Origin of the sequence: Hoeflea phototrophica DFL-43 (genome assembly GCF_000154705.2) — a bacterium.
In the GTDB taxonomy this organism is placed as follows: domain Bacteria; phylum Pseudomonadota; class Alphaproteobacteria; order Rhizobiales; family Rhizobiaceae; genus Hoeflea; species Hoeflea phototrophica.
In genome coordinates, this window is the sequence record NZ_CM002917.1 from 1 (window position 1) to 17,693 (window position 17,693).

The following is a 17,693-nucleotide window of genomic DNA, read 5'->3' on the forward strand; positions in this document are numbered from 1 at the left end:
AGCTCTCACAGCAGCCAAACCCGTTTGATTGCTGAAGGATCATTCTGATCTCAAGCCGGCCAAAATTCGCTTTGGCAAGCTTATCCCCAAAAGTCCGAAGCCATCGCCAGATTCCTTCCCCGAAACCACTATTGTGGAAAAACCCTCACCCTGTCCCTTGCTTTCGCAGCCGCTGACCCCTTACCTCGTGCCTGTCCCCTCTTATCAACAGACCGCGGAGATATCTGTGGAGCAGGTTAAAAACTATTTCCATCTGCATCTGATCTCCGATTCGACAGGCGAAACCCTGATGGCCGCTGGCCGCGCTGCTGCAGCACAATTTCAGGGCGCGCAGGCACTTGAGCACGTCTATCCGTTGATCAGAACGCGCAAGCAGCTCTTTGCGGTTCTCGACGCCATCGATGGAGCGCCTGGAATTGTGCTCTATACGATTGTGGATTCAGAACTTGCCGCCATCATTGAACTCAAATGCCGCGACATGGGCCTTCCCAGTGTCTCGGTGCTCGAACCGGTCATCAATGTCTTTCAATCCTATCTCGGTGCCCCGTCTCGCCGCCGGGTCGGTGCCCAGCATGCGATGGGCGAGGATTACTTCAAACGCATCGATGCGCTCAATTTCACCCTTGATCACGACGACGGGCAATTACCTGCGGACTTTGATGAAGCCGATCTTGTGATCATCGGTATCAGCCGGACGTCCAAGACCCCAACCTCGATCTATCTTGCAAATCGTGGAATCAAGACCGCAAACATCCCTATCGTTCATGGGGTACCCTTGCCCGAAGGGTTGATCACCGCGAAGAAGCCACTGGTCGTTGGCCTGATCGCGTCGGTTGACCGGATAGCACAGGTCCGGCAGAACCGTGTTCTCGGGTCAACCGCTGGCTATCAGGGTGAGCACTATACCGACCGGTCATTGATCAGCGAGGAGCTCAAATATGCCCGTTCGCTGTGTGAACGGCACAACTGGCCCGCGATCGATGTGACCCGCCGCTCGATCGAGGAGACTGCCGCCGCGATTCTTGCCTTGCGGCCAAAGTGGCGCTAACTCAACCCAGCCTCGGTCCGCTATTGGGAGCCTTCATGTCGACCAAGCTTGTTCTTGCCTCCGCAAGCCCATTCAGAAAAGCGCTCCTGCAAAATGCCGGGCTCAGCTTTGTCGCGGAAGCCGCCGACATCGATGAACGCGCCATCGAGGATACGCTTGGCGCGATGGACCCGGAAGATGTTGCGATCATCCTCGCCGAGGCGAAGGCCCAGGATGTCTCAGCCCGGCATCCGGGCTGCGTTGTCATCGGATCGGACCAGACGCTGGCGCTTGAAGGTGAAGTCTTTCACAAGCCGAAAGACATGGAAGATGCCAGACGCCGGCTGCTCAAGCTCTCAGGCAGGACGCATCAGCTCAACAGCGCGGTGGTGCTTGCACGCGATGGTGAAACGCTTTGGCGCCACGTGTCCGTTGCCCGCATGACCATGCGCCAGCTCGACCCGGGATTCATTGGCCGCCACCTTGCCAGTGCCGGAGACAGAATCCTGTCTTCAGTGGGTGCCTATCAATATGAAGGCGAGGGCATCCAGCTGTTCGAGCGGATAGAAGGTGCTTACTTCACCATCATCGGCCTGCCGATGTTGCCTCTGCTCGCCGAACTGCGCAGTCTGGAGGTGATCGATGGCTGATCAAAATCCGCTACATCCCCGTGCCTTCGTGATTGGCGATCCGATCAGCCATTCCCGCTCGCCATTGATCCACCGGCATTGGCTCGAAACGGCGGGAATCAAAGGCTCGTATGATCCGGTCCATATCCGCGAATCAGACCTCAAGCGCTTTGTCGCTGCGCTCAAGGATGGGACATCGAGCTATGCCGGCGGAAATGTAACCCTTCCGCACAAACAGGCGATCGCCGACCTCGTCGACAACATTGACGAAACCGCAAAGCAAATCGGCGCGGTCAACACAGTGTGGCTCGAAGCTGGCCGCCTCTGCGCCACCAACACGGATTCACATGGATTTTCGGCAAACCTCGATGAGCTGGAACCTGGCTGGGATCGCGGCAAGACCGCTGTGGTGTTCGGCGCTGGAGGCGCCAGTCGCGCCATCCTCCATGCGCTCAAGGCGCGGGGTTTTACCTCGATCCGGATCGTCAACCGCACCCTCGCTCGTGCACAGGAATTGTCCGACCGCTTTGGTGGTGGTGTTTCCGCCCACAGCATTGATGAGCTGGATGATGTGAGCTCCGGTGCGAACCTGTTTGTCAACACAACCTCGCTTGGAATGGGTGGCACACCGGTACCCGACATCGACTTCTCCAGATTGGCCACCGGCGCCTTGGTCACGGACATTGTTTATGTTCCGTTGGTCACCCCCATCATGGCAATGGCTGCGAGCCAGGGTCTCGCAACGGTCGATGGACTTGGAATGTTGCTGCATCAGGCCGCTCCCGGTTTTGAGAAATGGTTTGGCAGGACGCCGGCCGTGACCAAATCCCTGCGCGATCTGGTCATCGCCGATATTGAGGCCCACTGATGATTGTCATTGGTCTCACAGGATCCATCGGCATGGGAAAGTCCACCACTGCCGAGATGTTCAAGGCGGCCGGTGTTCCGGTGATCAGCGCCGACGAGATTGTTCACGAACTCTACCGCGGTGACGCAGTCAAGTTGGTAGAAGCGGCTTTTCCGGGCTCCACCTCAGCCGGTATCGTTGATCGTCAGGCACTGTTGGAAATCCTTCTGCGCGATCCGGCCGGCTTCAAACGGCTCGAAGCCATCATCCATCCGCTGGTGCGTGAACGCGAGCATGCTTTTCTTAATCAAGCCCGGATTGACGGCCATGCAATGGCGCTGCTCGACATCCCGCTGCTTTATGAAACCGGCGGGGAAAAGCGGGTTGATACCGTTGTCGTGGTAAGCTGTGATCCGGATATCCAGCGCCAGCGTGTTCTGGCCCGGCCGGGGATGACTGAGGACAAATTCGACTCTATTGTTGCCAGGCAGTTGCCCGATGCTGAAAAGCGCGCTCGCGCCGATTTCGTGATCGACACGGGAAAGGGCCTTGAGCCAGCGCGCTGGCAAGTTGCCGACATCATCAGCCAGCTTGGCGAAAACCATCAGGACTAGGAAAACGCCATGCGCGAAATCGTTTTCGACACTGAAACAACGGGCCTCGACAACAAGGTTGACCGGATTATCGAGATTGGCTGCGTTGAGCTTGAAAACCAGTTCCCGACTGGTCGGTCCCTGCACCTGTTCATCAATCCCGATGGCCGGGCTGTTCATCCCGATGCGCTGGCAGTGCACGGCATCACCGATCAGTTCTTGGCTGACAAGCCGGTGTTTGCCGACCTTGCCGATGAAATAGCCGCTTTTTTCGATGGCGCCCATTACGTCGCGCACAACGCCAATTTTGACATGGGGTTTTTGAACGCCGAATTTGATCGTATCGGGTTGCCACCTGTCGATCCAGGACTGGTCATTGACACCTTGGCACTTGCCCGCCGGCGGCATCCGATGGGCCCCAATTCGCTGGATGCTTTGTGCCGCCGTTATGGCATCGACAACGCCCACCGCACCAAACATGGCGCGCTGCTTGATGCCGAACTGCTGACGGACGTCTATATCGAGATGCGCGGCGGCCGGCAGGCGGCACTGGGTCTGTCTTCGGCAGAAGCCGGTAACAAGACGGAAGAATCGGAGAGTGTTGTCATCGAAATCGGCGAGAGGCCCGGCAAACTGCCTGAGCGGCTTACCGCTGGCGAACTCGAGGCCCATTCAACACTGGTGAACCGGATCGGTGCTGATGCGCTGTGGCTCAAGGCCAATCGGACCTGACGAAGGTTCTCTTCAATCCAATTTGGTTTGCGTTACGCCAAAATGTGAAAAAGCCGCCCGAAGGCGGCTTTCCTAAAACCTGATTTGCTCATCAATTGACCGGGTTTTCGACCTGAGCCTTTGTCTTTTCTTCCGCCATGCGCTGCTGGAACATCTGCGCAAAGTCGATCGGATCGATCAACAGGGGCGGGAAACCGCCATTGCGCGTTGCGTCGGCAACGATCTGCCTTGCGAACGGGAACAGCAGCCGCGGGCATTCGATGAACAGCAGCGGCAGCATGTGCTCCTGCGGGAAATTGGCGACCCGGAAAACACCGCCATAGACCAGCTCGACATTGAAAACCACGGTTTCGCCATTCTTGGCTTCGGCATTCAGTGTCAGCACCACATCAAATTCGGTCTCACCAAGCGGGTTGGCATTGACGTTGACGTTGATGTTGATCTCCGGAGCCTTGTCGCGTGGACCAAGCGACTTGGGCGCACCAGGATTTTCAAACGACAAATCCTTCACATATTGTGCCAGAATGTTGAGCGCTGGCGCTGCACCATTGCCTTTTGCATCTGCGGGTGCTGCGGCGCCTGCGCCAGTAGTATCCTTTGCCATATGGCTCTTCCCTGTTTTCGTCCGCCGAGGGCGGTTGTCCGGTAAATTGTTCGGGGGTGGGCTAGCATTTCACCACGATTGTTACAACCCGTTTGCTCATTCGCGCTTCTTTGTATCGCGCCCAGGAAGGCGCTCCTGGCTGCCTGTCTCTCCGCCCCCTCGCCCGTGATCTTCCGACCATGGCGATGATGGGTCGCCTTGCCGCTCGAACTCGTCTTCTCCGAGATCGACCACGTCATCACTCTTTCTCGTGGCTCCTGTCGGGCCTCCACCATGTCGCGCCGACATCGTCTGAACCACGATCCGGTCTTTCACCAACCTCCAGACCATGTCGCGGAACGCCGGAACAAACAAAAGGAATCCAAGCGAATCAGTGACAAAGCCAGGCGTCAGCAGCAACACCCCCGCGACAAGAATCATGACCCCATGCACCAGTTCACGGCCGGGAACCCGGTTCGCCCGCAATTCAGTGTTGATCTTGTTGAAAAGGCCAACACCCTGCCAACGAAGCAGAAAACTGCCGATAGCGGCTGTCAGCAACACCATGCCGAGCGTTGCCCAGACGCCGATCTGGCCACCAATCACCACAAAGGCGGCAATCTCGGCAAGCGGTATGACCAAGAGCAAAAACGGGATAAAGGAGAAGCGCATGATGAAAATCCGGGTGCAGAATCTGCGCCGGATTGACCGGCTGCGACAAATAGAAAGGTCGGACCCTTTGATTGATGGGCCCGAGAGGATTATATGCATCCTAACTGAGGATGAAACCGAAAGAAGGCGGGAATGGGTTCCTTTGATTTTGTGACGTTCTTCTTTTTCGTTGCGGCGGTGATTGTGTTCATCCAGCTCCGGGCTGTACTCGGGAAGCGGACGGGACATGAACGGCCGCCACGCGAGCAGATGGAGCGGCGCGACCAGACTGACGCACAGGATGGGATTGATGATCCGAAAGTGGTCACCTTGCCGCGCCGTGGCCGTGAAGCTGCCGAACCTGATGCATTCGCCGCTGTGGATGCCTATGCGGAACCGGGCAGCGATCTCAACAAAGGGCTACGCGAACTGGTCAAGGCTGATCCGTCCTTCAATCCGAAGGAATTCGTCGGCGGCGCCACCATGGCGTACGAGATGATTGTGTCCGCCTATGCCGATGGCGACCGCAAGACGCTCAAGTCGCTTTTGTCCCGGGAGGTTTTCGACGGCTTTGTTTCAGCCATAGATGAACGCGAAGCCCGCGGCGAAACCGTCCGGTCGAATTTTGTTGGAATTGAAAAGGCCAATATCATTCAGGCGGAAATGAAAGGCACCGAGGCCAATGTCACGCTGCGTATCATCAGCCAGCTGATTTCTGCCACGCTCGACAAGGATGGTGAGGTGGTTGAGGGCGATCTGGTGGAGGTCACTGACGTCAATGATGTCTGGACCTTTACGCGTGACACCCGGTCGCGTGATCCGAACTGGCGCCTGATTGCGACGGAAGCCGATCAGTAATGCCGCTATCGCTGCGGCGGGAGGGTTTCAGCCAGCTGCCCGGTTGGGCAGCTGATTCCCCTGCCACAGCTTTTGTCGCCTTTTGTCGTTCTGCCCGATACGCCCTTGAGGTGACGCCTTACAAGTCAGGCTCTCTAGGTCTGTCAGCCGTTGAATTTGAGCCGGTCTTCCAGGCAGCTCTGGAAGTCGAAAATCGTCAGAGCGGGCGTCTGTCCGACCAGGAAGCCCGCGCTTTTTTTGAACACTGGTTTCAACCGCTGGAAATCCTCACTGATGAGGCCCCGGGCCACGTGACTGGTTATTACGAGCCGGAAATCGAGATCCGGACCGAACCTGACGGCATTTTCCGCTATCCGTTTCTGCGGAGGCCTGTGGCGCTTTCCAAGGTTCCCGACCCGGAAAAACCTCCCATTGGAATTCCGCAGGGCTATGCTTTCATGCTCGAAACCGAGGGTGGGGTCCGTCCGTGCCCGGATCGCCGCGAGATAGAATCGGGCGCATTTGATGGACAGAACCTCGAGATTGCCTGGGCGACTTCACGGGTGGATGTGTTCTTTGCCCATGTCCAGGGCTGCGCCCGGCTCACATGCCCCGGGCAACGCACACGGCGGATCACCTATGACGGCAAGAGCGGACACCCATTCACTGGAATCGGTCGCCTGTTGATCGAGCGCGGCGAGATCTCCCGTGATGCCATCTCGATGGCCTCAATCCGCCACTGGCTTGCGCAACATCCGGAGCTTGCGGATGAGTTGATGTGGCAGAATCGATCCTTCATCTTCTTCCGGGAGGCGGAGGTCACGGAAGAACGGCTGGGCCCGGTGGCGGCCGCCAAGGTCCCGCTTGAACCGGGCCGGTCACTGGCAGTTGACCGCCATGTTCACAGCTTCGGCACACCGATCTTTGTCGTTGCGCCCCAGCTTGAGGATTTCGATGCAGCCCGCCCATTTGCGCGGCTGATGATTGCCCAGGACACCGGCACCGCAATCGTCGGGCCGGCTCGCGGTGATCTCTTTGCCGGATGTGGTCCTCAAGCGGGAGAAAAGGCCGGATCAATCAACACCGGGGCGCGGTTTTTCATCCTTGCACCCAAGGAATCTGGCTGCGCGCGGCGGGCCCATTGACGAGTGGTTTGTGATGAGTGACGACAAACGCAATCTCAGCCATGAAGATCGCATAATCTGGGCCAGGATCGCGCGGACAGTTGAAGCCTATCCGGGCAAGTCGGTTGAGGAAGATGACTGGTTCCTGAAGGAAGACCCGGCTTCCCCGGCGATTTCGGCCAAATCGGAGCGCCCGGATCTTCAGCCGTCATCCCGGCCTGTCCCGATTCCCAAGCCCGAAGTTTCTCAAAGGCCAAAACATCATCCGATTGAGAAGCCGGTGGTGCGCAAACTCGCGCGTGGCCGCTTGCCGATCGACGGACGGATCGACCTTCATGGACTGACCCAGTCCGAGGCGCACAATCTGCTGTTCGACTTTATCGCTCGGGCTCATGAGCGTGGCCTTCGCCACGTCTTGGTCATCACCGGCAAGGGCTCCTCACGCGGAAGCCAGGGTGTTCTCAAGCGGCTGGTTCCGGAGTGGCTCGCCAAGCCGGAGTTCAGGTTTCTGATCTCCGGCCATGAGGATGCTGCCCGAAGCCATGGCGGCGAAGGGGCGCTCTATATCCGCCTACGCAGGGAGAGAGGCGGACCGCGATGACCCCGTTTGGTGAAGCCGTGCGAAAACTTCGGGCCGAACGTGGTGTGACCCAGCGTCATATGGCTGAGGCATTGGGGGTTTCACCAGCCTATCTGTCCGCGCTTGAACATGGCAAGCGCTCCGAGCCGAGCTGGGAATTCATCCAACGCGTTATCGGCTATTTCAACATCATCTGGGACGAGGCGGAGGAGTTGCAGATGCTTGCCGGACTGTCGCGCCCGAAGGTGACGATCGATACGGCTGGGCTGTCATCCAAGGCCACAGAGATCGCCAATCGGCTGGCGGCGGTGATGGCCAGGTTGGAGCCCGAGACGCTGGACGATATTGCAAAGCTGATCGAACCGATCGAGCGGAACAACAGTCCGGCGGGGTCCCACCCGATCAGGTCAGGATTTGGCGACAAGCTTCCGCGGTAAATTTCTGTAAATTAGGATTGCTTGGCTAGTTGCTGATCGTTTCGCGCAGCTCGTCTTCGTGATGATTAACCAGCCACCCGTAGTAATTCTCAGCAGGCAAGATCCGCTTTTGTCCGCGGTTTGCGCGTTTCCGGTTTGTCTCGGCCAGATCGCGCGCGCGCTTGGCAGAATTGCCGACATTGTAGAGTGTTGCTGTCACGCCCGGGTTCCTGGAGATATCGAATCCGGCAATGTCGTGGTAGTTCTCGATCGATTCGACAATTGAGGCGGCCATGAAGGCAAGGGTCGAATCCGGCTCCATGATCGCTTCATACACTTGGGCGGCATTTGCGGCGCTCAGCTTGCGATATCGCGAAACCTTGCTCACCCGGTCACTGTGCATCAGCGCAGTCAGCGGATTGAGTTGCCCCAGACCAAAGGTTTGACCTGCAAAAAAGGGCTGAAAGAACACGGCGCCAAACCGGTCATTGGGAAATTTCTTGCCATCGACTGTTTTGCCGCGGAACTTGCTTTCCCAGATCTCCTCGCGGCAGGTCCACACTTCCGCCGACCCGGCGTCTTCGTCGCAGGATTCAAACTGAGGCCTTTCGACAAAATTGACAACCGTTTCGCCGTCATACTCGAAACGGAACCGTTCCCCGGCATAAGAGACTGCTTTGATGTAGTAAGTCTGCAGCCGGTCATAGGCATCAACATTGTAGGTGTGCTCCCCGACCAAAGCGCCGACTATATGGATCGGATCAATTTTGTAGAGCTTTGAAACACTCCGTATTTTCCGCTTTAGCTTGTCATCACCCGCAATCAGATCACGAATCTTCTCATACTTCTCGTCAAAGCTCGATTTTGTTGCCTGGGTTCGCCGCTTGGATGCGCCTGGAATTTCAGGCTGCTTTGCATTGCGGTTCCCTGCCGGCACCACTTCAACGGCAATTGCGGCAGACAGCGGAGCTATGCTGACGACAAATGCGGCCGAGATGGCTATCACTGTCTTGAGCATATTGCGGGCCACGATCATGCTTCTCCTCAGCGCCTCCGGGATCCGGCCTCACACCAAACACAACGCATCATTGCTGATCCAAGACCAAAGCCAACTGGCAAAGCCGACCGACAGGACCAACTGCTTATCCCGTTAGAGTATAAAACGGGACAAATCTGTGTTTTGCGCAAGGTCGCCAACGTTCTTCCGGACATAGTCCGAATCAATCGTGATTGTCGAGCCCGACTGATCTGGCGCGGTAAAAGAAATATCGTCGAGAACCCGTTCCATCACCGTTTGCAAGCGGCGCGCGCCGATGTTCTCGATGCTGCCGTTGAGATGAACAGCGACTTCGGCGAGAGCATCGATCGCATCCTCGGTGAACTCGAGCGTCATGTCTTCGGTGCCCATCAAAGCTACGTATTGCTTGATCAGGCTGGCCTCGGTCTCCGTCAGAATCCGTCGGAAATCGTCCTTTGTAAGAGCCCGCAGTTCAACCCGGATCGGCAACCGGCCCTGCAGCTCAGGAAGCAGGTCCGATGGTTTGGAAACGTGAAACGCGCCTGACGCGATAAACAAGATGTGATCGGTCTTCACCGGACCATATTTGGTTGCAACTGTGGTTCCCTCCACCAAAGGAAGAAGATCGCGCTGAACGCCTTCGCGAGAGACCCCGGCACCCATGCCGCCCTCGCGGTTGGCGATCTTGTCGATCTCGTCAATAAAGACGATGCCGTCATCTTCTGCAGATTTCAGCGCCTCCTGATGGATCTGGTCCATGTCCAGGAGCTTGTCGGATTCATCTCCAATCAGTGTGTCGTACGAATCACGAACCGTTGTCTTGATCTTGCGGGTGCGTCCGCCCATCGCCTTGCCAAACAAGTCATTCAGGTTGAGCACACCGATATTGCCGCCTGGCATTCCGGGCAGATCGAATTGCGGCATGCCGCCCGCGCTGTTGTCGGCAACCTCGATCTCGATTTCCTTGTCGTCAAGCAGACCGTCGCGAAGTTTCTTGCGGAACGAATCGCGGGTCGCAGGCGATGCCGTCGCACCAACCAGCGCATCCAGCACCCGCTCCTCGGCGTTCAGCCGCGCCTTGGCCTCGACTTCGCCGCGCTTGCGTTCGCGCACCAGCATGATTCCAGCTTCCACGAGATCGCGGATGATCTGCTCGACATCACGGCCAACATAGCCAACTTCGGTGAATTTCGTGGCTTCCACCTTGATGAACGGCGCACCGGCAAGCCGCGCCAGGCGGCGTGAGATCTCCGTCTTGCCGACCCCTGTTGGTCCGATCATCAAAATGTTCTTTGGCATCACCTCTTCGCGCAGCGGACCTGTCAGCTGCTGACGGCGCCAACGGTTTCTCAATGCGATGGCGACCGCCCGTTTGGCATCCTTCTGGCCGATAATGAACCGGTCGAGTTCGGTTACGGTCTCACGAGGTGAAAAAGTGGTCATGTCTGGACTATGCCTTTATCGGTGGAAGCCTGTCGAGGATCGATGTGGGAACCAGTGGCTTGATAATCAAGCGGCGGATCCGCTGCCAGCCCGCGCCGAACAGGATCACCACTGCACCGATCACGATCAGGATCAGTGCAAAGGGTGGAATGCCTGTGGTGTTGGCCGCCCCGTTGATCAGGTAGTAGATTCCAACCGAGCCAAAATAGGCAAGGGTTGGCGCAAGCAGGGAGCGCCGGTCGATTGCCAGCGCCACGATCACGAAAGTGGTGATCATCAGGCCAAGCAATATGCTTGCGCTGATGCCCGGCTCGATCTGTCCCGACAAGACCTCCTGACCAGTGGACAGGATGAACAATGGATGCACCAATAGTGGCGCGGAGACGACATGAAGCCAGAAGGCGCAGTCTGACCAGACGGTCTGGCGTTCCCGGTCACGCAGATCGAATGCAACGGCAACCGCAAAAATCAAAAGCCCGCAAACCAGCGGGATGATGAGCGCATTGGCGACAACATCCGCAAGCTGTTCGGGTATTGGTGCCGCGACTGCCCCGCTGATCAGCTGGTCATGGTAAAACACGATTGCTCCGAGAAAGCCCAGGCCGGTTACTGCAATCGCAATCACCCCCGCCAGCACGGGAACCTTGAACCGGAAGAAATAGACCGCTGCCGCAGCGATCAGACCTCCGCCGAGGATCAAGGCAACCTGGCCTGCTTCTGATCGCAGCGCCATCAGCGAGAAAGCGTTGATCTGGCTCGGAATACTGATACGTCCGGCCAGCAGTTCCGTGAGCAGGGACGCCGCTGCAAACACGAAAACCAGCGCCAGCAGGGTGCTTGAAAGCCGCATCCGCTTTTGCCGCGTGACGATTTCCGCAACCAGCCAACTGCTTATGGCCATGATGACCCAGATGAGGTTGTCGCCCGGTGCAAAAACCGATTGCAGCGCGAACAGTGCTCCGGAAAACAGCAAAATGATGCCGACGGTGACAAAAATATCGTTGCCGCCGCCAACAAGCCGCATCTGATCATCGACAGAGGGGTCTGCATCACCTCGATCAACCTCGGCTGCTGGCCGGTTCTCCTTGGCCAGTGCGATCAACGCCTGCCGCTGGTCTGCATCCAGAACTCCTCTGGTAACCGCCAGATCGAGTGTGGTCTCATCTATCATGCTGAATACCCGTCTGATTGCCTGATTGAGCCTGATTGCCGTCGATTGACAGCTGCATGATCATGGTGGACTGGCCCTCGTGCTCAGGATCTGGTGCGATCAGAAGCTGTTCAAAACCGGCTTTCTGATAGGCTCTGATGGCTCGAAGATTGGCTGCGTCCGGATCGATCAGGATGTGGCGATGGCCTTCCTCGATCAACATTTTGGCAAACGCTTTCAGGGCAGCGGTTCCCAGTCCTCTGGAGAGATTTTCAACGTCGCCAATCGCCAGGTCGATGCCAATGCTGTCGGACGGGACGTCACGCAGCCAAGGCGTCTCGCTGAGCCATGGCTCTGTCAGATGGTCACCGATCATCCAGGCCTGAATGTAGCCGGCTGGCTCGCCATCGAGCGCAAACAGGTAAGGGCGTGTGGTGTCGCGCCCTTCGACCATGTCGCGGACATAGCCGAGCTCGGTTTCCGCCTCGCCCCACCATTCCTGCCAGTGCGACCGTCGCATCCAGTTTTCGAGCAGCTCATAGTCATGCGCGCTCACGGACCGGAAGCTTATCTGGCCGGAATCAATCGAGCTCAAGAGTTTCGATCACGATGTTTGTGTTGGTGTAGACGCAGATATCCCCGGCGATTTCCATTGCGCGCCGGGCGATCTCCTCAGCACTCTTGTCGCCGTCCATCAAAGCCCTTGCGGCTGCATAGGCATAATTGCCGCCTGAACCGATCGCCATGGTGCCGTGTTCGGGTTCCAGAACATCGCCATTGCCGGTGATCGCCAGGGTGACAGTCTTGTCGGCCACCAGCATCATCGCCTCAAGCCGTCTGAGATAGCGGTCGGTGCGCCAGTCCTTGGCCAGTTCCACCGCGGCACGGGTGAGCTGATCGGGATATTGCTCGAGCTTGGCTTCAAGCCGCTCAAGAAGCGTGAATGCATCCGCCGTGGCCCCGGCAAAGCCGGCAACGACTGAATTGTCCTTACCGATACGGCGGACCTTGCGGGCATTGCCCTTCATGACCGTTTGACCAAGGCTGACCTGTCCGTCGCCAGCCATCACCACTTGGTTGCCCTTGCGCACAGTGATGATCGTGGTGGCATGCATCTGGCCAAAGGGATTGTGCTCGCTCATGGCGCGTCCTTTCCGTCAAACGGCGTGGATCGGACGCCGTGCAATCAAGTCAGTTCTATGTAAGCGCGTTGAGGGCAAATGCAAATCGCTCCCCAACCGAGAACTGGGCCGGCTGAGAACTGGACCGCCTGAACATTGGACAGCAACCCGTTCTGGATATTTCAGCCGCAGACTGGTATTGAGCGCCGATCACAATGCCCGGAGACGCCCGATGGCCACCACCGAGAGCGCGCGCGCCGCTTCGATTGCCCGCAAGACCAACGAAACCGACATTTCTGTCAGCCTCTCGGTTGACGGAACCGGAACCGGATCGATTTCGACCGGAGTCGGCTTTTTTGATCACATGCTCGAGCAACTTTCGCGCCACTCGCTGATTGATCTCGAGATCAAAGCCAAGGGCGATCTCCACATCGATGATCACCACACCGTGGAAGACACCGGCATTGCCATTGGCCAGGCCCTTGCCAAGGCACTGGGCGATCGCAAGGGCATCACCCGCTATGCCTCGCTCGATCTGGCAATGGATGAAACCCTGACCCGTGCCGCTGTTGATATTTCCGGCCGGCCGTTCCTGGTCTGGGATGTGAATTTCTCCGCCCCGAAAATCGGGACATTCGACACCGAGCTGGTGCGCGAGTTTTTCCAGGCTCTGGCCCAGCATGGCGGCATCACCTTGCATGTCACCAATCTCTATGGTGCGAACAACCACCATATCGCCGAGACCTGCTTCAAGGCTGTGGCGCGGGTCCTGCGCACGGCCTGTGAGGTTGATCCGCGCCAGAAGGATCGCATTCCCTCAACCAAGGGATCTCTGGCCTGAAGCCTTTCAGGGGTCGGGGCCGCATCTGCGGACAATCGGAGAGCCGTGATGAGCTGTTATCTTGTTTTCGCCCGGCCGGGTGCGCCGGTCCCCGATGAGGGATCGGTGATTGTCGCCGATCGGTTTGCGCCATGGGCCTTTGCTTTTCCCATGCTGTGGCTGCTGTTCAACCGGCTCTGGATCGAGGCGGCGATTGCCTTTGCGCTTTCTCTTGCCTCGACAATGATGATCACGAATCCGGCTTTGTTCTGGCCGGGTCTGGCGTTGGGTGTGGCGTTGTCCGCCGTCACGGCCATGGAGGGGCGCAACTGGCGTGCGGCGGCACTTGTGCGCCGGGGCTGGCAGATGATTGATCTCATCGAGGCCGATGATGCGGACGCCGCTTTTGAGATTCATGCCTTGAGAGCGTCTGGCGGTAAGACTGTAGTTCCGGGGGACAGGCCCACACCACCGCGGAATTTCCCGCAACCCGGCCGCGCTGATGAGAGCGACGCCGGTACCATCGGCCTTGTGCCGGTTCAAAGGAGTTGAATTCGATGCGGGTTGTGGTGGTTGACTACGGATCGGGCAATCTGCGCTCGGCGGTAAAGGCGTTTGAGCGCGCCGCGCGCGAATCCGGCGTATCCGCCGAGATCATCCTGAGTGCCGAGGCCGATCAGGTCGCAAACGCTGATCGTGTGGTTTTGCCTGGTGTTGGCGCCTATGCCGATTGCCGCGCCGGTCTGAATGCCATTGATGGCATGGCCGATGCGCTTCGCCATGCTGTGGAAGACAAGGCCCGTCCGTTTCTGGGCATCTGTGTCGGCATGCAGCTGATGTCGACCCGGGGTCTGGAAAAGACCACCTCTGAAGGCTTCAACTGGATCTCCGGTGATGTGGTCGAGATCGCGCCATCGAATCCGGCTTTGAAAATTCCCCAGATCGGCTGGAACACGCTGGATCTGCAGGCGCAGCATCCGCTGTTTGAAGGCATTCCCACTGGTCCTGACGGTTTGCATGCCTATTTTGTCCATTCCTATCATTTGGCGGCTAAGAAATCCGCGGATGTGATCGCGACCTGCGACTATGGCGGAACGGTCACGGCAGCAGTTGCCCATGAAAACAAGGCGGGAACACAATTCCATCCGGAAAAGAGCCAGACGCTGGGTCTTGCCCTGATTGCCAATTTCCTCAAATGGAAGCCCTGACATGATCCTGTTTCCCGCAATCGATCTCAAAGACGGCCAGTGCGTCCGGCTCAAGCTGGGCGAGATGGCCTCGGCAACGGTCTACAATGAAGACCCGGCAGCCCAGGCTCGCGCCTTTGAGGATCAGGGCTTTGAATGGCTGCATGTGGTCGATCTCAATGGCGCGTTTGAAGGCCAGTCGGTCAATGGCGCGGCGGTCGAAGCGATCCTCAAGGCCACGAAGAATCCGGTTCAGCTCGGCGGTGGTATCCGCACGCTGGCACATATCGAAAGCTGGCTCGACAAGGGCCTGGCTCGGGTGATTCTTGGCACCATTGCGGTGCGCGATCCGGACCTGGTGCGTGAGGCCTGCAAGAGGTTTCCCGGACGCGTTGCCGTCGGCATCGATGCCAAGGGTGGCAAGGTGGCAGTCGAGGGTTGGGCCGAGGCTTCCGAGCTCGGTGTCATCGAACTGGCCAAACGTTTCGAAGGTGCCGGGGTCGCGGCCATCATCTACACCGACATTGATCGCGACGGCGTGCTTGCGGGAATCAACTGGGAGAGCACCATCGAATTGGCGGGAGCCGTGTCGATCCCGGTAATCGCCTCGGGTGGCCTGGCTTCAATTGCCGACATCGTGCGTATGAAAATGCCAGATGCCGCAAGGCTCGAAGGCGCGATCTCGGGTCGCGCCCTTTACGATGGGCGCATCGATCCGGCAGAAGCATTGGGTGTTCTCAACGGAACGCTGACCCTTGAGCCGGCAAAATTCGAGCAGGAAGACCGCTCATGACCCTGAAATCCCGTGTCATCCCCTGTCTGGATGTGAAGGACGGCCGCGTCGTCAAAGGCGTCAATTTTGTTGATCTCATCGATGCCGGAGACCCGGTTGAGGCTGCGAAGGCCTATGATGCTGCGGGTGCTGATGAGCTCTGCTTTCTCGACATCACTGCCTCGTCGGACAACCGCGAAACCATTTTCGATGTCGTGGCGCAGACCGCCGAGCATTGCTTCATGCCATTGACCGTTGGTGGTGGCGTGCGGGCAGTGGCCGATATCCGTAAATTGCTTCTGGCGGGTGCGGACAAGGTTTCGATCAACACCGCTGCCGTCAACAATCCGGATTTTGTCGCCGAAGCCGCCGACAAGTTCGGCAACCAGTGCATTGTCGTCTCGGTCGACGCCAAGAAGGTTTCCGGGCCCAATGAGACTGATCGCTGGGAAATCTTCACCCATGGCGGCCGCACGCCCACCGGCATCGACGCGGTGGGTTTCGCCGAGCGAATGGTTCAGCTTGGCGCTGGCGAGCTGCTGCTGACCTCAATGGACCGGGACGGCACCAAGTCCGGCTTCGATATCGGCCTGACCCGAACCATTGCCGATGCAGTCCGGGTTCCGGTGATTGCTTCGGGTGGCGTCGGCACACTCGATCATCTGGTCGAGGGAATCCGTGATGGTCATGCCACCGCGGTTCTTGCCGCCTCGATTTTCCATTTCGGAACCTATACGATTGGCGAGGCCAAACAACACATGGCTGCAGCAGGTCTGGACATGCGTCTGGATTGACCGGGCGTGATTGTTCAGCCGTTATGGCATCATTTGAAGGGAAGACAGGGCGATGACCAGTTTCACTCTCGCCGATCTTGAAAAGATCGTCGCCGTACGCGCTGCGGCTGATCCTGCGGAATCCTGGACCGCCAAGCTGGCGGCTGCCGGTATGCCCAAGGCTGCAAAGAAGCTTGGCGAAGAGGCGGTCGAGACGGTAATCGCCGCAACGTCTCAAGGCCGTGGTGAACTGGTGGGTGAATCCGCAGATCTGCTCTATCATCTGTTGGTCGTGCTCAGAATTGGTAATATCCCGCTGAACGAAGTCATGGCAGAACTGCAGCGGCGGACCGCGCAATCGGGATTGGCCGAGAAGGCCGGACGTCCGGTGGAGTAACCATGGACCAGACCGACATTCAGCCACGCACCCTGGATCACTTCACCGGCGATGATTTTTCGCCCTACCGTTTTTTCTCCGCCGAAAAATGGGCAGAATTCCGCGCTGACACGCCTCTTACCTTGAGCGAGGATGAGGTCCGCAAGCTGCGCTCGCTCAACGATCCGGTGGATCTTGACGAGGTGCGGCGGATCTACCTGTCATTGTCGCGGTTGCTCTCGGCCCATGTGGAATCCTCGCAATTGCTGTTTGAGCAACGCAAGCGTTTCCTCAACCTGTCCGATGTCGTTAAAACGCCATTTATCATCGGAATTGCTGGATCCGTGGCCGTTGGCAAATCCACCACCGCACGTGTCTTGGCCCAACTTCTGTCCCGTTGGCCCTCGAGCCCCAAGGTCGATCTGGTGACCACCGATGGTTTTCTTTATCCCAACGAGGTGCTCAGGCGTGAAAACCTGATGGACCGCAAGGGCTTCCCGGAAAGCTATGATGTTGGCGCGGTGCTCAGGTTTCTTTCAGAGATCAAGGCGGGCCAGCACAATGTGCATGCTCCCTGTTACTCCCACCTGACATATGATGTGCTGCCTGGCGAGCACACCGTGATCGACCGGCCCGACATCCTTATCTTTGAGGGGATCAATGTGCTGCAGGTCCGCGACCTGCCTGAAGACGGCAAGATTGTTCCGTTCGTTTCGGACTTCTTTGATTTCTCGATCTACATTGATGCCGAAGAAGCAGACATCCACAAATGGTATGTCGACCGCTTCATGAATCTGAGGCAGACCGCGTTCCGCGATCCGGATTCCTTCTTCCACCGCTACGCCACGATCAACGAGGACGCAGCGCTGGCCATTGCCGAGAGCCTTTGGGAAAACATCAACCTGAAGAACCTGCGTCAGAACATCCTGCCGACGCGGCCGCGCGCCGATCTGATTCTGCGCAAGGCGCCCAACCACCTCATCGAGCAAGTTGCCTTGCGCAAACTCTAGATGA

General features: G+C 57.9%; 23 protein-coding genes. 16 read left to right on the plus strand and 7 right to left on the minus strand.

Annotated features, from left to right (window positions below):
- Positions 1 to 226: 226 nt before the first annotated feature.
- Genes HPDFL43_RS00005 through dnaQ form a run of 5 tightly spaced genes read left to right on the plus strand, consistent with a single transcriptional unit; the run spans position 227 to position 3,828 of the window.
- Positions 227 to 1,048: a pyruvate, water dikinase regulatory protein gene (locus HPDFL43_RS00005; protein WP_040449427.1), complete on the plus strand. Its 822-nt coding sequence runs from the start codon at positions 227 to 229 to the stop codon at positions 1,046 to 1,048.
- Between the two features lie 35 nt (positions 1,049 to 1,083).
- Positions 1,084 to 1,677 (plus strand): Maf-like protein, encoded by a 594-nt coding sequence (locus HPDFL43_RS00010; protein ID WP_040448828.1) that lies wholly within the window; start codon positions 1,084 to 1,086, stop codon positions 1,675 to 1,677.
- Positions 1,670 to 2,524: a shikimate dehydrogenase gene (locus HPDFL43_RS00015; protein ID WP_007199487.1), complete on the plus strand. Its 855-nt coding sequence runs from the start codon at positions 1,670 to 1,672 to the stop codon at positions 2,522 to 2,524. Before HPDFL43_RS00010 ends, HPDFL43_RS00015 begins: the two co-directional genes overlap by 8 nt.
- Entirely contained in the window at positions 2,524 to 3,117 is a 594-nt protein-coding gene (gene coaE / locus HPDFL43_RS00020) for a dephospho-CoA kinase (RefSeq protein WP_007199488.1), read from the plus strand. Before HPDFL43_RS00015 ends, coaE begins: the two co-directional genes overlap by 1 nt.
- A 9-nt stretch (positions 3,118 to 3,126) precedes the next feature.
- Entirely contained in the window at positions 3,127 to 3,828 is a 702-nt protein-coding gene (gene dnaQ / locus HPDFL43_RS00025) for a DNA polymerase III subunit epsilon (RefSeq protein WP_007199489.1), read from the plus strand.
- A 91-nt stretch (positions 3,829 to 3,919) separates the two neighbouring features.
- On the opposite strand, the gene secB is transcribed toward dnaQ, so the two are convergent.
- Both secB and HPDFL43_RS00035 read right to left on the minus strand, forming a co-directional pair.
- On the minus strand, positions 3,920 to 4,432 hold the full coding sequence (secB, locus tag HPDFL43_RS00030; RefSeq protein ID WP_007199490.1) for a protein-export chaperone SecB: 513 nt from the start codon (positions 4,430 to 4,432) through the stop codon (positions 3,920 to 3,922).
- Positions 4,433 to 4,528: 96 nt separating this feature from the next.
- A complete protein-coding gene (locus tag HPDFL43_RS00035; protein WP_007199491.1) occupies positions 4,529 to 5,083 on the minus strand; it encodes an FxsA family protein in 555 nt (184 codons plus the stop codon).
- A gap of 132 nt (positions 5,084 to 5,215) precedes the next feature.
- Between HPDFL43_RS00035 and HPDFL43_RS00040 the strand changes: the two genes are divergently transcribed.
- Genes HPDFL43_RS00040 through HPDFL43_RS00055 form a run of 4 tightly spaced genes read left to right on the plus strand, consistent with a single transcriptional unit; the run spans position 5,216 to position 8,040 of the window.
- Positions 5,216 to 5,920: a Tim44/TimA family putative adaptor protein gene (locus tag HPDFL43_RS00040; protein ID WP_007199492.1), complete on the plus strand. Its 705-nt coding sequence runs from the start codon at positions 5,216 to 5,218 to the stop codon at positions 5,918 to 5,920.
- A complete protein-coding gene (gene mltA, locus HPDFL43_RS00045) occupies positions 5,920 to 7,044 on the plus strand; it encodes a murein transglycosylase A (RefSeq protein WP_007199493.1) in 1,125 nt (374 codons plus the stop codon). Before HPDFL43_RS00040 ends, mltA begins: the two co-directional genes overlap by 1 nt.
- Before the next feature lie 13 nt (positions 7,045 to 7,057).
- A complete protein-coding gene (locus HPDFL43_RS00050) occupies positions 7,058 to 7,624 on the plus strand; it encodes a Smr/MutS family protein (protein WP_040448839.1) in 567 nt (188 codons plus the stop codon).
- The gene (locus HPDFL43_RS00055; RefSeq protein ID WP_007199495.1) at positions 7,621 to 8,040 is read left to right on the plus strand and encodes a helix-turn-helix domain-containing protein; all 420 of its coding nucleotides are present in this window, start codon (positions 7,621 to 7,623) and stop codon (positions 8,038 to 8,040) included. The genes HPDFL43_RS00050 and HPDFL43_RS00055 overlap by 4 nt, the downstream gene beginning before the upstream one ends.
- 25 nt (positions 8,041 to 8,065) lie before the next feature.
- Here HPDFL43_RS00055 and HPDFL43_RS00060 read toward each other — a convergent pair whose 3' ends face one another.
- The 5 genes from HPDFL43_RS00060 to hslV all read right to left on the minus strand — a co-directional run bounded on the left by HPDFL43_RS00060 (position 8,066) and on the right by hslV (position 12,772).
- On the minus strand, positions 8,066 to 9,037 hold the full coding sequence (locus tag HPDFL43_RS00060; RefSeq protein WP_040449429.1) for a DUF1402 family protein: 972 nt from the start codon (positions 9,035 to 9,037) through the stop codon (positions 8,066 to 8,068).
- Positions 9,038 to 9,169: 132 nt separating this feature from the next.
- Positions 9,170 to 10,480 carry an ATP-dependent protease ATPase subunit HslU gene (gene hslU, locus HPDFL43_RS00065; protein WP_007199497.1) on the minus strand — a complete coding sequence of 437 codons (1,311 nt, stop codon included), beginning with the start codon at positions 10,478 to 10,480 and terminating at the stop codon, positions 9,170 to 9,172.
- Between the two features lie 7 nt (positions 10,481 to 10,487).
- The gene (locus HPDFL43_RS00070) at positions 10,488 to 11,651 is read right to left on the minus strand and encodes a hypothetical protein (RefSeq protein ID WP_007199498.1); all 1,164 of its coding nucleotides are present in this window, start codon (positions 11,649 to 11,651) and stop codon (positions 10,488 to 10,490) included.
- Positions 11,641 to 12,186 carry a GNAT family N-acetyltransferase gene (locus HPDFL43_RS00075; RefSeq protein ID WP_007199499.1) on the minus strand — a complete coding sequence of 182 codons (546 nt, stop codon included), beginning with the start codon at positions 12,184 to 12,186 and terminating at the stop codon, positions 11,641 to 11,643. The genes HPDFL43_RS00070 and HPDFL43_RS00075 overlap by 11 nt, the downstream gene beginning before the upstream one ends.
- A gap of 25 nt (positions 12,187 to 12,211) precedes the next feature.
- Entirely contained in the window at positions 12,212 to 12,772 is a 561-nt protein-coding gene (hslV, locus tag HPDFL43_RS00080) for an ATP-dependent protease subunit HslV (protein WP_007199500.1), read from the minus strand.
- 211 nt (positions 12,773 to 12,983) lie between these two features.
- On the opposite strand from hslV, the gene hisB reads away from it, so the two are divergent.
- From hisB to coaA, 7 genes are read left to right on the plus strand one after another with little or no spacing between them, the layout of a single operon-like run.
- Positions 12,984 to 13,592 (plus strand): imidazoleglycerol-phosphate dehydratase HisB, encoded by a 609-nt coding sequence (gene hisB, locus HPDFL43_RS00085; RefSeq protein WP_007199501.1) that lies wholly within the window; start codon positions 12,984 to 12,986, stop codon positions 13,590 to 13,592.
- A 48-nt stretch (positions 13,593 to 13,640) separates the two neighbouring features.
- Positions 13,641 to 14,123, plus strand: coding sequence for a DUF2628 domain-containing protein (locus tag HPDFL43_RS00090; RefSeq protein ID WP_007199502.1), 483 nt, complete (start codon positions 13,641 to 13,643; stop codon positions 14,121 to 14,123).
- Between the two features lie 5 nt (positions 14,124 to 14,128).
- The gene (gene hisH / locus HPDFL43_RS00095; protein WP_007199503.1) at positions 14,129 to 14,779 is read left to right on the plus strand and encodes an imidazole glycerol phosphate synthase subunit HisH; all 651 of its coding nucleotides are present in this window, start codon (positions 14,129 to 14,131) and stop codon (positions 14,777 to 14,779) included.
- A 1-nt stretch (position 14,780) separates the two neighbouring features.
- On the plus strand, positions 14,781 to 15,551 hold the full coding sequence (gene hisA, locus HPDFL43_RS00100) for a 1-(5-phosphoribosyl)-5-[(5-phosphoribosylamino)methylideneamino]imidazole-4-carboxamide isomerase (RefSeq protein WP_007199504.1): 771 nt from the start codon (positions 14,781 to 14,783) through the stop codon (positions 15,549 to 15,551).
- Entirely contained in the window at positions 15,548 to 16,324 is a 777-nt protein-coding gene (gene hisF, locus HPDFL43_RS00105) for an imidazole glycerol phosphate synthase subunit HisF (protein WP_007199505.1), read from the plus strand. Before hisA ends, hisF begins: the two co-directional genes overlap by 4 nt.
- A gap of 52 nt (positions 16,325 to 16,376) precedes the next feature.
- Positions 16,377 to 16,700, plus strand: coding sequence for a phosphoribosyl-ATP diphosphatase (locus HPDFL43_RS00110; RefSeq protein WP_007199506.1), 324 nt, complete (start codon positions 16,377 to 16,379; stop codon positions 16,698 to 16,700).
- Positions 16,701 to 16,702: 2 nt separating this feature from the next.
- Complete coding sequence (coaA, locus tag HPDFL43_RS00115; protein WP_007199507.1) at positions 16,703 to 17,689, plus strand: type I pantothenate kinase; 987 nt, start codon at positions 16,703 to 16,705, stop codon at positions 17,687 to 17,689.
- The last annotated feature ends 4 nt before the right edge of the window (positions 17,690 to 17,693 follow it).

Bases quoted from the DNA above. Each gene is read 5' to 3' on its own strand.
- HPDFL43_RS00090 (WP_007199502.1), top strand. From the start codon at position 13,641: ATGAGCTGTTATCTTGTTTTCGCCCGGCCGGGTGCGCCGGTCCCCGAT.
- HPDFL43_RS00010 (WP_040448828.1), top strand. From the start codon at position 1,084: ATGTCGACCAAGCTTGTTCTTGCCTCCGCAAGCCCATTCAGAAAAGCG.
- hisB (WP_007199501.1), top strand. From the start codon at position 12,984: ATGGCCACCACCGAGAGCGCGCGCGCCGCTTCGATTGCCCGCAAGACC.
- hisA (WP_007199504.1), top strand. From the start codon at position 14,781: ATGATCCTGTTTCCCGCAATCGATCTCAAAGACGGCCAGTGCGTCCGG.
- HPDFL43_RS00060 (WP_040449429.1), bottom strand. From the start codon at position 9,037: ATGCTCAAGACAGTGATAGCCATCTCGGCCGCATTTGTCGTCAGCATA.
- HPDFL43_RS00040 (WP_007199492.1), top strand. From the start codon at position 5,216: ATGGGTTCCTTTGATTTTGTGACGTTCTTCTTTTTCGTTGCGGCGGTG.
- dnaQ (WP_007199489.1), top strand. From the start codon at position 3,127: ATGCGCGAAATCGTTTTCGACACTGAAACAACGGGCCTCGACAACAAG.
- coaE (WP_007199488.1), top strand. From the start codon at position 2,524: ATGATTGTCATTGGTCTCACAGGATCCATCGGCATGGGAAAGTCCACC.
- hslU (WP_007199497.1), bottom strand. From the start codon at position 10,480: ATGACCACTTTTTCACCTCGTGAGACCGTAACCGAACTCGACCGGTTC.
- HPDFL43_RS00055 (WP_007199495.1), top strand. From the start codon at position 7,621: ATGACCCCGTTTGGTGAAGCCGTGCGAAAACTTCGGGCCGAACGTGGT.
- hslV (WP_007199500.1), bottom strand. From the start codon at position 12,772: ATGAGCGAGCACAATCCCTTTGGCCAGATGCATGCCACCACGATCATC.
- coaA (WP_007199507.1), top strand. From the start codon at position 16,703: ATGGACCAGACCGACATTCAGCCACGCACCCTGGATCACTTCACCGGC.
- hisH (WP_007199503.1), top strand. From the start codon at position 14,129: ATGCGGGTTGTGGTGGTTGACTACGGATCGGGCAATCTGCGCTCGGCG.
- hisF (WP_007199505.1), top strand. From the start codon at position 15,548: ATGACCCTGAAATCCCGTGTCATCCCCTGTCTGGATGTGAAGGACGGC.
- secB (WP_007199490.1), bottom strand. From the start codon at position 4,432: ATGGCAAAGGATACTACTGGCGCAGGCGCCGCAGCACCCGCAGATGCA.
- HPDFL43_RS00070 (WP_007199498.1), bottom strand. From the start codon at position 11,651: ATGATAGATGAGACCACACTCGATCTGGCGGTTACCAGAGGAGTTCTG.
- HPDFL43_RS00035 (WP_007199491.1), bottom strand. From the start codon at position 5,083: ATGCGCTTCTCCTTTATCCCGTTTTTGCTCTTGGTCATACCGCTTGCC.
- mltA (WP_007199493.1), top strand. From the start codon at position 5,920: ATGCCGCTATCGCTGCGGCGGGAGGGTTTCAGCCAGCTGCCCGGTTGG.
- HPDFL43_RS00110 (WP_007199506.1), top strand. From the start codon at position 16,377: ATGACCAGTTTCACTCTCGCCGATCTTGAAAAGATCGTCGCCGTACGC.
- HPDFL43_RS00050 (WP_040448839.1), top strand. From the start codon at position 7,058: ATGAGTGACGACAAACGCAATCTCAGCCATGAAGATCGCATAATCTGG.
- HPDFL43_RS00015 (WP_007199487.1), top strand. From the start codon at position 1,670: ATGGCTGATCAAAATCCGCTACATCCCCGTGCCTTCGTGATTGGCGAT.